The 13,283-nt window shown below is 62.0% G+C and carries 13 protein-coding genes and 1 tRNA gene; 3 read left to right on the forward strand and 11 right to left on the reverse strand.

What is annotated here, in order from left to right:
• Positions 1-29: 29 nt before the first annotated feature.
• The 4 genes from sdhA to ACFOSU_RS11500 are packed head-to-tail and all read right to left on the reverse strand — an operon-like array spanning position 30 to position 2,889.
• On the reverse strand, positions 30-1,823 hold the full coding sequence (gene sdhA / locus ACFOSU_RS11485; protein WP_380689714.1) for a succinate dehydrogenase flavoprotein subunit: 1,794 nt from the start codon (positions 1,821-1,823) through the stop codon (positions 30-32).
• Positions 1,823-2,209, reverse strand: a complete 387-nt coding sequence (gene sdhD, locus ACFOSU_RS11490) for a succinate dehydrogenase, hydrophobic membrane anchor protein (protein ID WP_380689716.1) — start codon at positions 2,207-2,209, stop codon at positions 1,823-1,825. The genes sdhA and sdhD overlap by 1 nt, the downstream gene beginning before the upstream one ends.
• 33 nt (positions 2,210-2,242) lie before the next feature.
• Entirely contained in the window at positions 2,243-2,632 is a 390-nt protein-coding gene (gene sdhC, locus ACFOSU_RS11495; protein ID WP_380689718.1) for a succinate dehydrogenase, cytochrome b556 subunit, read from the reverse strand.
• Positions 2,633-2,676: 44 nt separating this feature from the next.
• Positions 2,677-2,889: a DUF1674 domain-containing protein gene (locus ACFOSU_RS11500; RefSeq protein ID WP_380689720.1), complete on the reverse strand. Its 213-nt coding sequence runs from the start codon at positions 2,887-2,889 to the stop codon at positions 2,677-2,679.
• A gap of 129 nt (positions 2,890-3,018) precedes the next feature.
• Between ACFOSU_RS11500 and ygfZ the strand changes: the two genes are divergently transcribed.
• Positions 3,019-3,888 carry a CAF17-like 4Fe-4S cluster assembly/insertion protein YgfZ gene (gene ygfZ / locus ACFOSU_RS11505; RefSeq protein ID WP_380689722.1) on the forward strand — a complete coding sequence of 290 codons (870 nt, stop codon included), beginning with the start codon at positions 3,019-3,021 and terminating at the stop codon, positions 3,886-3,888.
• Between the two features lie 26 nt (positions 3,889-3,914).
• Here ygfZ and lysS read toward each other — a convergent pair whose 3' ends face one another.
• Both lysS and prfB read right to left on the reverse strand, forming a co-directional pair.
• Positions 3,915-5,429, reverse strand: coding sequence for a lysine--tRNA ligase (gene lysS, locus ACFOSU_RS11510; RefSeq protein WP_380689724.1), 1,515 nt, complete (start codon positions 5,427-5,429; stop codon positions 3,915-3,917).
• A 16-nt stretch (positions 5,430-5,445) separates the two neighbouring features.
• Positions 5,446-6,544, reverse strand: a protein-coding gene (gene prfB, locus ACFOSU_RS11515; RefSeq protein ID WP_380689726.1) for a peptide chain release factor 2 whose coding sequence is annotated in 2 segments (ribosomal slippage) — positions 5,446-6,471 and positions 6,473-6,544 — 1,098 coding nt in all. Because the reading frame shifts where the segments join, the coding sequence is not laid out codon by codon here.
• Positions 6,545-6,749: 205 nt separating this feature from the next.
• Between prfB and ACFOSU_RS11520 the strand changes: the two genes are divergently transcribed.
• Positions 6,750-7,892, forward strand: a complete 1,143-nt coding sequence (locus tag ACFOSU_RS11520) for an OmpA family protein (protein ID WP_380689728.1) — start codon at positions 6,750-6,752, stop codon at positions 7,890-7,892.
• 142 nt (positions 7,893-8,034) lie between these two features.
• The gene (locus ACFOSU_RS11525) at positions 8,035-8,535 is read left to right on the forward strand and encodes a DUF6231 family protein (RefSeq protein ID WP_380689730.1); all 501 of its coding nucleotides are present in this window, start codon (positions 8,035-8,037) and stop codon (positions 8,533-8,535) included.
• Here ACFOSU_RS11525 and gluQRS read toward each other — a convergent pair.
• The 5 genes from gluQRS to pheT all read right to left on the reverse strand — a co-directional run bounded on the left by gluQRS (position 8,493) and on the right by pheT (position 13,267).
• Complete coding sequence (gene gluQRS, locus ACFOSU_RS11530) at positions 8,493-9,488, reverse strand: tRNA glutamyl-Q(34) synthetase GluQRS (RefSeq protein WP_380689732.1); 996 nt, start codon at positions 9,486-9,488, stop codon at positions 8,493-8,495. The two genes, ACFOSU_RS11525 and gluQRS, sit on opposite strands and share 43 nt — an antisense overlap.
• A gap of 618 nt (positions 9,489-10,106) precedes the next feature.
• Positions 10,107-10,183 (reverse strand) — tRNA-Pro (locus ACFOSU_RS11535).
• Between the two features lie 54 nt (positions 10,184-10,237).
• Positions 10,238-10,615, reverse strand: coding sequence for a MerR family transcriptional regulator (locus ACFOSU_RS11540; protein WP_380689734.1), 378 nt, complete (start codon positions 10,613-10,615; stop codon positions 10,238-10,240).
• Positions 10,578-10,877 carry an integration host factor subunit alpha gene (locus tag ACFOSU_RS11545; protein WP_380689736.1) on the reverse strand — a complete coding sequence of 100 codons (300 nt, stop codon included), beginning with the start codon at positions 10,875-10,877 and terminating at the stop codon, positions 10,578-10,580. Before ACFOSU_RS11545 ends, ACFOSU_RS11540 begins: the two co-directional genes overlap by 38 nt.
• A 2-nt stretch (positions 10,878-10,879) precedes the next feature.
• Positions 10,880-13,267, reverse strand: coding sequence for a phenylalanine--tRNA ligase subunit beta (gene pheT / locus ACFOSU_RS11550; protein ID WP_380689738.1), 2,388 nt, complete (start codon positions 13,265-13,267; stop codon positions 10,880-10,882).
• Between the last annotated feature and the right edge of the window lie 16 nt (positions 13,268-13,283).

Raw genomic sequence — 13,283 nt, forward strand, 5'->3', positions numbered from 1 at the left:
ACGCCCGTTGCCGGCGGCTTTCGGATTTCTTAGTACACCCGCTTCTTGGGCGGCACGTGATCCATGTCCGAGCTCATCGGCTGCATGTGCACGGGACGATAATCGATCTTCGTCTCGGCGCCGCCGTAATGCCAGACGAGCGAATGCTTCATCCAGTTTTCGTCGTCGCGCTCGGAATATTCCTCGTGCGCGTGCGCGCCTCGGCTTTCCTTGCGGTTGGCGGCGGCGTGCATGGTCGTGATCGCGCAGCCGAGCAGGTTCTCGAGTTCCATGGTCTCGACCAGATCGCTGTTCCAGGTCATGGAGCGGTCGGTCACACCGACGTTAGCGAACGCCTCGACCTCTTTATTGATCTGCACCACACCTTTATCGAGGTTCTCCTCGTTGCGGAACACCGCGGCGTGCTTCTGCATCGAACGTTGCAGACTGTCGCGCAGCTGTGCGGTGGGCATATCGCCCTTGGCATGACGCAGGCGATCGAAGCGCGACAACGCCTTTTCCTCGGAGGGCTTGATGTCGGCGCGATGAGTCGCGCCCTTGGTGACGATTTCGGTGCAGCGATGCGCCGCCGCACGACCGAACACGACCAGATCCAGAAGCGAGTTGGACCCCAGACGATTGGCGCCATGCACGGACACGCAGCCGGCTTCACCGACCGCCATCAGGCCCGGCACGATCGAATCCGGGTCGCCATCCTTGAGGGTGACCACTTCGCCGAAGGCGTTGGTCGGAATGCCACCCATGTTGTAGTGCACGGTCGGCAGTACCGGGATCGGCTCCTTGGTTGCATCGACGCCGGAAAAAATCCTTGCGGTTTCGGTAATTCCGGGCAGGCGTTCATGTAGAACCTCAGGCCCGAGATGCTCGAGATGCAGCAGCGTGTGATCCTTGTTCTCGCCCACGCCACGGCCTTCGTTGATCTCGACGGTCTCGGCGCGGCTGACCACGTCACGGGACGCCAGGTCCTTGGCGTTGGGCGCATAGCGCTCCATGAATCGCTCGCCCTCGGAGTTGGTCAGATAACCGCCTTCCCCGCGGGCGCCTTCGGTGATCAGACAGCCCGCGCCGTAGATGCCGGTCGGATGGAACTGAACGAACTCCGGATCCTGAATCGGCAGGCCGGCACGCAGCGCCATGCCCATGCCGTCGCCGGTGCAAGTGTGTGCCGACGTACAGGAGAAGTAGGCACGGCCGTAGCCGCCCGTGGCCAGGATCACCTGATGTGCACGGAAGCGATGCAGCGTACCGCCCTGCAGATCCCAAGCCATCACGCCCTTGCATTCGCCGTCTTCGGTCATCAGCAGGTCGATGGCGAAGTATTCGATGAAGAATTCGGCTCTGGCCTTGAGCGACTGCTGATAGAGCGTGTGCAGCAATGCGTGGCCGGTACGGTCGGCAGCCGCGCAGGTGCGCTGTGCAGCCGGGCCTTCGCCAAACTTTGTGGTCATGCCGCCGAACGGACGCTGATAGATACGCCCGTCTTCGGTGCGCGAGAACGGCACACCGTCGTGCTCGAGTTCGATGATCGCCGGAACCGCTTCCTTGGTCATGTACTCGATGGCGTCCTGGTCGCCAAGCCAGTCGCCACCCTTGATGGTGTCGTAGGCATGCCAGCGCCAGTCATCGTCGCTCATGTTGCCGAGCGACGAGGCGATGCCGCCCTGTGCGGCCACGGTATGGCTGCGGGTGGGAAAGACCTTGGTGATACACGCCGTGGACAGGCCTGCATCGGCCAACCCGCGGGTCGCACGCAGTCCAGCACCACCGGCGCCGACCACGACGACGTCGTGCTGATGGTCGATTATGTCGTAGCTTTCGCTCATCAGGCGGCTCCTACCAGAATCATGATGACGGAAAAGATGGCGGCCACGGCCAGCAGGATGTTGGCCAGCTGCAACGCGATCAGTGCGGCCATCTTGACCGATTCGATGTGTACATAGTCCTCGATCACGACCTGCAGCCCGAGCTGGGAGTGATAGAAGATCGCGGCCAGATAAATGGCCAGGAGCGACGCCTGCAACGGCGATGAGAGCCAGTTGGTGACGCTCGAATAATCGGCACCGAGTTGCGACGCCAGGCAGGCGACGAACCACAGGGTCAACGGCACCAGCGCCACGGCGCTCACGCGCTGCGCCCACCAATGGCCGACACCCGTCTTCGCACTGCCCAGCCCGCGCGCTTGTCCAAGCGCTGAACGAATACTGCTCATGTCAAAGTCTCCGGGAAAACGAAAAAGGTGGGATCAGGCGATGAAGGCCCATATCCAGACGAAAATCGTGAGTGCGGCGGCCACACCGATCGCGACATAGCCGGTCAGGCGCGCGGTTTCGATGTCCAGACCCACGCCGACATCCCAGACCAGATGCCGTACGCCGTTGCACAGGTGATAGAACAGCGCGAAGGACCAGCAGAACATCAGCAGCTGGCCGAACCAGGATGCGGCAAACCCGTTGATGCCGGCGAAGGCATCGGGCCCGCTCGCAGCGCCGATCAGCCAGAACGCGAGAAATACGCTACCGATCGACAGCACGATGCCCGAGGCACGGTGCGCGATCGAGGTGAGCATGGATATCTGCCAGCGATAGATCTGCAGATGCGGCGAAAGCGGACGATTGGCCTGCTGTTGACTCATGACTGTCCCCAAATGACGGTGGAAAATTCAGCGGAAATTCTGGGTCAGAAGTCGATGCAACGACCGTTCTTCTCCCAATCGCCATAACGCACGGGCTCCAGGCCCTTGCGTCCACCGTATTCGCGGGGCAAATCGAGCGACCGGGTCGCTGGGGAGGGAGACGGTTGGGTACGACCGTTGGCGTCGCGCTGCTCTTCCGACGAAGCGGGCTGGGTGGCTTCGCCGTCTTCGAGGGGCGACAAACGTTCATCTGACATGGCGGTACTCTAAACGTGTGGGCGGCTGCTGGCAAGATGAATCCCGGCTGAATCGGGCCGGCCAAACACCGCCGTTAAAGGCTTTACGTAGAGAGTAGACTACGCCCGAAAATCGATTTGGATGCACTCATGACCGGCTCTAACACCCTGCCCCCGAGTCCACTCGGCGTTATCGAAGTCCGCGGCGACGACGCGGGCACATTCCTGCGCGCGCAACTGACCAACGATGTCGCCCGGCTCGGACCGGACCGGAATTTCCTGTCGGCCTGGTGCGACGCGAAGGGGCGTGCGCTGATGGTTACGCGCGTGCTCGTGGACAACGACGGTTATCTACTGCTGCTGCCAGTGGATCTGGTCGACTCGGTACTCAAGCGTCTGCGCATGTTCGTATTGCGCGCGCGGGTGACGCTCGAAGACGCCACGCCGCGTTTCGATATCTATGGCATGGTCACCGACGACGCGCCGACCGCGAATCGAACCGAGGCCCGCGACGATCATCTCTTGCTGGGTCTGCCGACGCCCAGCGACGACCGCCCGCGCGCGCTGGTACTAGCGCCTGCGGGCAAGAAACGTCCCGCCGGCGCGCTTGCGGTGGATGATCACGCCTGGGCACTCATGGACATCGATGCAGGCCTTCCGGAGCTACACGCGGCCACGCAGGGACTGTTCGTACCGCAGATGCTCAATCTGCACTGGCTGCTGGCGATCGACTTCGACAAGGGCTGCTATCCGGGCCAGGAAGTCATCGCACGATTGCATTATCGCGGCACGTTGACCCGGCGTCTTTATCGCATGGCCTGGAGCGGTCAGATGCCGGTCGCTGGCGCGGACGTGCTCGACGGCGCGGGCGAGCGCCAGGGCACAGTGCTCCAGAGCGCCGGCACCGGCGACTCCGGCCGGCTGCTCGCCGTACTCAAGACGAGCGCCGCGACACAGCCTCTGGTCTGCGGACAGACGCCGCTGGAGCGCCTCGACCTGCCCTACGCCACGCCGGACTGAGCGGCCCGACTAGGCGGCCCGCGCACTCAGCCGGGTGTGGCCGCCTGCGGCCGTAGCTGCGGGAACAGCAGCACGTCACGAATCGCACTGCGCCCGGTCAGCAGCATGACCACGCGATCGATGCCGATGCCGGCACCGGCGGTCGGCGGCAGGCCGTACTCCAGCGCGTTGATGAAGTCTGCGTCGTAGTACATGGCTTCGTCGTCACCCGCAGCCTTGGCGTCGGCCTGGGCCTGGAACCGCGCGGCCTGATCCTCGGCGTCGTTGAGCTCGGAGAACCCGTTGGCGATCTCGCGCCCGGCAATGAACAACTCGAAGCGCTCGGTCACCTCCGGATTGTCGTCTCGCCGGCGCGCGAGCGGTGACACTTCAGCAGGATAATCTGTTACAAAAGTGGGCGTTACGAGCTTGTGCTCGACCGTTTCCTCGAATAACTCGGTCAGCCATTTACCCTGCCCCCAGCTCGCTTCGCCGCGGACGCCGGCACTTTCTGCAAATCTCGACAATTGTTCCTTGTCATCAATTAGTTGCTGATCGATATTCTCGTTATACCTGAGTACCGCTTCGCGCATTGTAAGGCGCTCGAACGGCTGCTCGAAACGCACCGCGTCCTCGTTGCAGGCCTGTCCGTGGTGTGCGGCGACGTGGTCCGAGAGCGTGCGCAGTAGCGCTTCGATCGAGTCCATCAGATCGTGATGATCGGCATAGGCCTGATAGAACTCGAGCATGGTGAATTCGGGGTTGTGTCGCGTGGACACGCCTTCATTACGGAAATTGCGATTGAGCTCGAACACGCGCTCGAGCCCGCCCACGACCAGCCGTTTGAGATACAGCTCCGGCGCGACGCGCAGATAGAAATCATGATCGAGCGCGTTGTAGTGGGTGACGAACGGCCGCGCCGCGGCACCGCCGGGTATCGCCTGGAGCATCGGCGTCTCCACTTCGAGGAAATCACGCGCCTCGAAGAAATCACGCACACCGCGCACGATCGCGCTGCGGGCCATGAACACTGCGCGCGAATCCTGATTCATGATCAGATCGACGTAGCGCTGACGATATCGCGCCTCGGTATCCGACAGGCCGTGCCATTTCTCCGGCAGCGGGCGCAGCGATTTGGTCAGCAGCCGCCAGTCCGCGGCCCGCACCGATAGCTCGCCCTTGTTGGTGCGCGAGAGCTTGCCGCGCACGCCGACGATGTCGCCGATATCGAGCTGCTTGAACGCCTTGTATTCGTCCTCGCCGAGCAGGTCGCGCTGCATGAACAACTGAATACGCCCGCTGCGATCCTGCAGCGTGGCGAAACTGAGCTTGCCCATGACACGTTTGGCCAGCAGTCGCCCGGCGACGGCGACTTCATGCCCCGCCTCGTCGAGGACTTCCGCAGCGTCGTCGGCATGACGCTGCTGGAGTTCGCCTGCCAGCGCATCCGGGCGAAAGTCATTCGGGAACGCGGCCCTCTGTTCACGCCACGCCGCGAGCTTTTCCTTGCGCTGCGCGACCAGACGATGGGTTTCGCCGGCGCCGGAGCTCGATTCAGTCATTCTATTACCACTCTCTTTATAGGCCCTGTTTCAGGCTTTCCTCGACGAACTCGTCGAGATCGCCGTCGAGCACACCCTGGGTATTGCCGACTTCCACGCCGGTACGCAGATCCTTGATCCGCGACTGATCCAGGACATAGGAACGAATCTGGCTGCCCCAGCCGATGTCCGACTTGCCGGCCTCGGTGATCTCGGCCGCGGCCCGTCGCTCGGCGAGCTCGCGCTCGTACAACTTGGACTTGAGCTGCTTCATCGCGGTCGCGCGATTCTTGTGCTGCGAACGATCGTTCTGACACTGCACCACAATGCCGCTCGGCTCATGAGTGATGCGCACTGCCGATTCCGTTCGGTTGACGTGCTGGCCACCCGCCCCGCTCGCGCGATACACATCCACGCGCAGATCCGACGGATCGATCTCGATCTCGATCGCGTCATCGATCTCTGGCGCCACGAAGACAGCGGCAAACGACGTGTGCCGACGGGCGCCGGAATCGAACGGCGACTTGCGCACCAGTCGGTGCACGCCAGTTTCGGTGCGCATCCAGCCATAGGCGTAGCTGCCGGTTACCGAGAACGTCGCGCTCTTGATGCCCGCGACATCGCCGGCCGACAACTCGATGACCTCGGTGGCAAAGCCACGCCGCTCGCACCAGCGCAGATACATGCGCAGCAGCATCTCGGCCCAGTCCTGCGCTTCGGTGCCGCCGGAGCCGGCCTGGATATCTACAAACGCATTGCTGGCATCCGCCTCGCCCGAGAACATACGCTGGAACTCGAGCGCCTTCACATGGCGTTCGACTTCATCCAGTTCGCCGTCGATATCCGCGATTACCGATGCATCATCTTCGGCCGCGGCCATCTCGACCAGCTCGGCGCTGTCATCGAGGGTGGCCAGCGCCTGATCCATCGGCATGACGACCTCTTCCAGGCGCGCCTTCTCCTGCCCGAACGCCTGTGCCTTGTCGGGCGACTCAGCCCAGATCTCGCCGTGGGCAAGTTCGGCGTCAAGCTCTGTCAGTCGTTCGCTTTTTTCCGCGTAGTCAAAGATACCCCCGGAGGTCGCTCAGACGCTCGCGAAGCGTCTCCATCCGAGTCTTGATGTGATTGGTATCCATTGGCACCGAAGCCCTTTATAATCAGCAAAGCGGCCGCGGATGATTGCAGGTAATTTTTCCGAGTACAAGCGACACCGCCGATTGCTAATTTCTGCAAAACACCGCATAATCTGTTGGCACGTCACCGGTTTGAGAACACTTGTTCGACAGTTCGGTGAATGGGACCGCACAACAAACCTAAACCCGTTCAAGGGAGTTTTGAACTATGCATTTCAAGCAACCGCTCACCGCCTGTGTTGCAGGCGCGCTGGGGCTCGCCTTCTCGGCCGGCGCCATCGCTCAAGACAACACGCCGCAGGACAAGCGCTTTTACGTAGCACCGATGGTCAGCTACGGCTTTTTCGATAGCGATTCGGTCGGCGGCAACGCCAACCTTCCGCGCACCAGCATCGACAATGACGACAGCATTGGCGGCACGCTGGCTATCGGTAAGCCCATCACCAGCTGGTTGAACCTGGAGCTGTTCGGCTTCTACTTCAACCCGGATCAGGAATACAACGGTAACGATGCGCAGGACGCCGATCTATACGGCTTTGGTCTTGATGCATTGTTCTTCCCGGCCCGTGACACGCTGCCGGTCTACGGCATCCTGGGTGCCGCATGGGGCAAGACCGATCCGGGCGTGAACCGCACGGACAGTGGCGTTCGCCTCGGCGACGATGCTGATACCGATTTCCTGGACGCGGGTCTGGGTTACATGTATCAGATCAACGATTACGGCCTGGCCGTTCGTGCTGAATACCGCTACCGCTACACCACGGTCGACAGTGCCGACGTGTTCGGCGCCGGTTTCGAAGACGCACGTTACGACGACCATATCCTGTCCCTCGGTCTGCAGATCCCGCTGGGTGCGCCCCCGCAGGCAGCTGCTCCGGCCCCGGCTCCGGCCCCGGCCCAGCCGATGGATAGCGATGGCGACGGCGTCATCGACGCCAACGACCAGTGCCCCGGCACTCCGCGTGGCACCGAAGTCGACGCACGTGGCTGCCCGATCGAGAAGATGGCTCCGATCGTCCTCAAGGGTGTGACCTTTGAATTCGATTCCGCCAAGCTCACGTCGCAGGCTGAGAACCGCCTGGACAACGTGGTTGATGCGCTGCAGGCCAGCGACGACATCACGTTCCGTGTTGACGGTTACACCGACAGCATCGGCACCGAGCAGTACAACCAGGGTCTGTCCCAGCGCCGTGTTGATTCGGTTCGCTCCTACCTGATGCAGCATGGCATCACGAGCAGCCGCATCACCGGTACGCAGGGTCATGGCGAGTCCAACCCGGTTGCGACCAACGAGACGGCCGCTGGCCGCGCTCAGAACCGTCGCGTCGAACTGAACGTTACCAGTCAGTAAGACACGGCTGTTCTAGATAGTCGGGCCCGGCCTCTACTGAGGCCGGGCTTTTTTGTGGGCGTCGTCAATACAACTGCGTCCACACAAGCGCCATCAATCAGCCCGTGTTCCCAATAGACTGACATTCTCATAGGCTTGCGTCATGGCCACCCTGCCCGATGTCATCCATGAATATCTTCAGACGTTCGTTCAGCAACGCGCGCCCGAGCGGCTGCTGTTCATCGGCGACGCACCTGACACGACGCGACTCCAACGCAATAGCCGCGCGTCCACAGTCATACTCTCGGCAGACCAGAGCCTAGAGCCGACCGCCATGCGCAACGGCGAGCGCTTCGACCTCGCCGTCGTGATCAATGGGCTCGCGCGATTGCCGCGTCCCGCGGGAAATCGCCTTCTCGGGCAACTACGCGATACGCGCGCGGCAGGCGTGCTCGTGGTCACGGGGCCAACCACTCCCGATCAGACCGTCTGGAACAGTTCGGATTTCATTGCGCTCGGCTTTCGCCGCAGCGCGAACAGCCGCTATATCGCCCCCGGGTGGGCCATTTATCGCTACGACATTCATGATTACAAGACCACGCCGGGGTGGCTAAATTCGCGCTACTGGGCGAACCCCGAGCGCTGGGATGACGACCGCTGGTAGACCTGCGCATCCAGCGTTTGCACACGCGGCACCAGTTCGATATTCCAGTTGTCGATAGCCCAGCGCATCACGCGCGGTACAGCAGCATCCCGGATCGTATCGGGCGGGTTCTGGCCCAATAGATCCAGACAGCACCATAGCTGGTCGGCGATCGCGTCCGCGCTCAGACCCAGCGCGCCGCGGCTCTTGCCAAGTTTCTGCCCGTCGGCGTCGACAAGCACCGGCAGATGTCCGTAGCTCAGCACAGGCAAACCCAAGTTGCGCTGTAACGCCATCTGTCGCGGCGTCGACGACAACAGATCGGCCCCGCGCACTACCTCGCTCACTCCTTGATGGGCATCGTCGAGCACGGTCGCCAGCTGATAGGCGGCGATGCCATCCGCACGGCGGATCACGAAGTCGCCGATATCCCGTGACAATATCTGGCAATGACGACCCTGGATCGCGTCGACAAAGCACAATGGCGACTCGTCGACACGCAGGCGCAGCGAGCGCGACAGGCGCCCAGGCGGCAAACCGTCGCGGCAGGTGCCGGGATATATCGGCCCTTCGATACCCTTGACGCCAGCCTGCGCTTCCCGGCGCGTGCATCCGCACTCGAATGCCCGGCCTGTTGCTAACAGCGCATCCAGCGCACAGGCGTATGCAGCGCGCCGTGCGCTTTGATACAACACATCCCCGTCCCAGCGGAACCCGAAAACCGTCAGCGCGTCCAGAATACGGCGATCAGCCCCTGCCACGACGCGTGGCGTATCCAGATCATCGATACGGAGCAGCCAGCGGGCGCCCTGGCCGCGAGCCTGTAAATAGCTACCGAGCGCGGCGAGCAACGAGCCCATATGCAAAGCGCCGCTCGGCGAAGGCGCATACCGGCCAGCGCTCATCGCGAAACGGAAAAGCGGGCCGAGCCTGGCCGCAAGGCGAACCGGCAAGAGCCAACGACCCGGTCCCATGGCGCACCGGTGCGTCGTCGAGTCATGAGTAGTGACATGCACACGTCATGGCCGCGCAATGCATCCGCCATCAGCAGCACTGAATACGCCTTGTATTCGCTACCCTTCGTACCGAAGCCGTCGCGGCCTTCAGCCTTGGCGTCAGTGCGTCACGAAGAAACAGCGAGACACGAGCAGGATTGCAGCGGTGCAGCAGATCGGGGGCTACGATCCCCTCCAGGTCATCGCGCGGGCTCATGGGTCACATCGGTCTGGTCCAGCTGATTATTCTAGCAAGGACAAACGGCGGCTATCGCACGTTGCCGGTCACCATCGGCCCAAAGCGCTAGCTGAGATTTCGCGCCCCGCGGATCAACGCCGTAGGCTTTGCATCGGGCAAGAACAAACGGGATAGCGATTCCACTGACGTTTTACGGTCGGCATATGACCTAGTAACGAACGACACGGACGCCCTGCAGCGTAAACTCAGACCGTACAAAGCCTTGATCCGCGCGGTGCAACAAGCAAACCCGGACCGGCATGAGTTGATATTTCGGTATGGTTTCGTTATCGAAGCGGTACGGTCAGAAACTGACCAACTGGCGAACGCCATAAGCCGCTGATATTGGGAAGGATTATTGGTCGGGGTAGCAGGATTCGAACCTACGACCTTCTGCACCCCATGCAGACGCGCTACCAAGCTGCGCCATACCCCGACTCAAGCCGCGTATGGTACCAGAACAGAGCCCTGCGTCGAGCATTCCCGGCACTTATTCCAGGCTTTTTATGATCGACTCGAGGTCATGGCGAATCGCGGCCAGCGAATCCGAGGCGCTCGCGGTCGGCAGTGCGGCCAGAGCGCGTCCCTTGTCGCGCAACTGAAGGCGTGCGCCCTGGATTGTGAAGCCCTGTTCGTAGAGCAACATGCGGATGTCGCGCGCAATGAGTACGTCGTGCTGCTGGTAATAGCGCCGATTGCCACGGCGCTTCACCGGCTTCAACTGCGTGAATTCCTGCTCCCAGTATCTGAGCACATGGGGCTTTACCCGGCACAGTTCGCTGACTTCACCAATGGTGAAATAGCGTTTGTCCGGGATTTTTGGTAGCGCTTCAGCTATTTGCGTCAATGCTCGACTCGACGCGGGCACGCATTTTCTGTCCCGGCTTGAAACTCACGACTCGACGCGCCGAGATCGGAATCTCTTCGCCGGTTTTCGGGTTTCGGCCAGGTCGCTGATTCTTGTCGCGCAACTCGAAGTTTCCGAAGCCGGAGAGTTTCACGTATTCACCGTTTTCGAGGGTTGAGCGAACTTCCTCGAAAAAACAATCCACGAATTCTTTCGATTCGCGCTTGTTGAAACCGAGTTGTTCGAACAGGTTTTCCGTCAGATCCGCTTTGGTCAATGCCACTGCTATTCACCCCTGATCCGCGCGTCGCATCGCTCGCTGAGTACCGAAACGACACGGATTATTATTGTGTCCACCCTGTCGTCGGTAAGCGTGCTCGCTTTATCTTGGAAAATCAAGCCTAAAGCGACGCTCTTGAATCCAGTATCAAGGCCCTGACCACGAAAGACGTCGAACACCTCGACATGTCGTAGATCCGGTGATTGCAATGATTCGATCGCGTCAATCAGTTGAGCTACCGGCATTTTCTCGGCAACCACGATCGCCAGGTCGCGACGAACCAGCGGCTGCTCGGACAGTGCTTCGAAACGCGTCACGGCGCCCTGCGTCAAAAACTTATAATCAAGCTCAAAAAGATACGGCAACTCTATGTTTTTGTATCTTTTACTAAATGCAGGCGCTAACTGACCCAGCCAGCCCGCCGGGTTGCCGTCCACATATACACGGGCACAGCGACCGGGATGCAACGCGGGATGCGACTCCGCTTCGAAACGCACGGCGCCGTTGTGTCCATGCAGCAAGGCTTCGACGTCGCCCTTGATATCGAAGAAATCGACTTCGCTGGCCGCTCGATCCCAATGGGTATCATCCGCTTGGCCGCTGATGAGCCCAGCGACGGTGTCGACCTGCCGAATGCCGTCATCGGCCCCGGCATCAGGCAGAAAACGCAGCCCGCGCTCATAGAGCCTGACCGTGGCGTGCTGACGACGCACATTGTGGTGCCAGCTGGGCAGCAGGCTTGCCCAGAGCGTACGACGCATCTCGGCATACTGGTCCGAAATGGGGTTATCCAGTTTTATCGCCGGCGCGTCCGCGGTCAGCAGCGCATGCAGACCCGGCTCGACGAAACTGTAGGTAATCGCCTCGCTATAGCCGCGCTCGCGCAGTACCGCATCCACTTGCTCGACGTCCGCCGCGATCATGTCCGGCCGCACCGGCGGCAAGGTCACGCCGGAGACATGCGTTTCCAGCCGGTCGTAGCCATATACGCGGGCGATCTCCTCGATCAGGTCGGCTTCGATATTGAGATCGAAACGCCAGCTTGGCGGCTGCGCGACCCAGGTGCCCTCGCCCTCCACGTCCACGCTCACGCCCAGCGCTTCAAGTGCATGGACGATCCAGGCGTCGTCGATCGCCTGACCCAGCAAACGCTCGACATTACGGGCCCGCAACTCGATTCGACGCGTCTCGCACCAGATCGGGTCGCCGGCTTGGCGTGTTTCCGGACCGGCCTGACCGCCGCCGAGCTCGACCAGCAGGCGCGACGCGCGCGCCAGAGCAACGGGATGCAGCTGCGGATCCACGCCACGCTCGAATCGGTGCAGAGAATCCGTATGGATCTTGTACTGTCGCCCGCGACCGGCGACAGCAGACGGGGCAAAACAGGCCGATTCGAACACAACGTGCGTCGTGGTCTCATCGACCGCCGTGCGCTGGCCGCCGATCATGCCCGCGATCGCTACCGGCCCGTCGTCGTCGGCGATCACCAGCGTGTTGGTCGCCAGTGTGACCTGTTCGCCGTCAAGCGTGACGATCTGCTCGCCGGCCTCGGCCATGCGCACGCGGATCGTGCCGACCAGCTTGTCGCCGTCGAAGGCGTGCATCGGCTGACCGAGTTCGAGCATGACGTAATTGCCGATGTCGACCGGCAGGCTGATCTGGCGGACACCGGCTCGGCGCAGGCGTTCGCGCATCCACAGGGGTGTTTTCGCTGCCGCCCGGGTGCCGACCACGGCTTGCGCTGCATAACCGGGACAACATTCAGGCGCCTCGATACGCACCGCTCGGACACGATCATTCTGTATTTCGGGACCGGCCACCGGCGGTTCGGAGAACGATATCCCCTCGGCCACTGCGACTTCGCGGGCGATGCCGCGCAGGCTCAGACAATCGCCACGGTTGGGGGTCAGGTCGATCTCCAGCACTGCGTCGGGCAGCCCCAGATGCTCGGCCAGCGTAGCGCCCACGGTCGCGTCGTCATCCAGCAACCAGAGGCCGTCGGATTCGGCGGCGAAGCCGAGTTCGCTGGCGCTGCAGAGCATCCCACTGGAAGCCTGACCCCGGATGCGCGCCGGTTTGATCTTCATTCCGCCCGGCAACACCGTGCCCACGGTGGCAACCGGTACGACGGCGCCAGTGGCTGCGTTGGGCGCGCCGCAGACGATCGCCAGCGACTCATCGGCGCCGACGTCCACGCGGCAAAGCTGCAACCGATCGGCTTCCGGGTGCGGCATACAGTCGACAATACGCCCGACGACTACACCGTCGAGCGACGGCGCGGCTGCCTCGATCGCATCGACCTCCAGGCCCGCCATCGTCAGGGCCTCGGCCAGTGTGTCCAGGCTCGCTGTCGTTGCGACCCAGCTGCGCAGCCATTGTTCGCTAATCTTCATACAGGCGTTTCCCGAA

This window comes from Salinisphaera aquimarina (genome assembly GCF_042643355.1).
Lineage (GTDB): Bacteria > Pseudomonadota > Gammaproteobacteria > Nevskiales > Salinisphaeraceae > Salinisphaera > Salinisphaera aquimarina.

Bases quoted from the DNA above. Each gene is read 5' to 3' on its own strand.
- sdhA (WP_380689714.1), bottom strand. From the start codon at position 1,823: ATGAGCGAAAGCTACGACATAATCGACCATCAGCACGACGTCGTCGTG.
- sdhD (WP_380689716.1), bottom strand. From the start codon at position 2,209: ATGAGCAGTATTCGTTCAGCGCTTGGACAAGCGCGCGGGCTGGGCAGT.
- sdhC (WP_380689718.1), bottom strand. From the start codon at position 2,632: ATGAGTCAACAGCAGGCCAATCGTCCGCTTTCGCCGCATCTGCAGATC.
- ACFOSU_RS11500 (WP_380689720.1), bottom strand. From the start codon at position 2,889: ATGTCAGATGAACGTTTGTCGCCCCTCGAAGACGGCGAAGCCACCCAG.
- ygfZ (WP_380689722.1), top strand. From the start codon at position 3,019: ATGACCGGCTCTAACACCCTGCCCCCGAGTCCACTCGGCGTTATCGAA.
- lysS (WP_380689724.1), bottom strand. From the start codon at position 5,429: ATGACTGAATCGAGCTCCGGCGCCGGCGAAACCCATCGTCTGGTCGCG.
- ACFOSU_RS11520 (WP_380689728.1), top strand. From the start codon at position 6,750: ATGCATTTCAAGCAACCGCTCACCGCCTGTGTTGCAGGCGCGCTGGGG.
- ACFOSU_RS11525 (WP_380689730.1), top strand. From the start codon at position 8,035: ATGGCCACCCTGCCCGATGTCATCCATGAATATCTTCAGACGTTCGTT.
- gluQRS (WP_380689732.1), bottom strand. From the start codon at position 9,488: ATGGGACCGGGTCGTTGGCTCTTGCCGGTTCGCCTTGCGGCCAGGCTC.
- pheT (WP_380689738.1), bottom strand. From the start codon at position 13,267: ATGAAGATTAGCGAACAATGGCTGCGCAGCTGGGTCGCAACGACAGCG.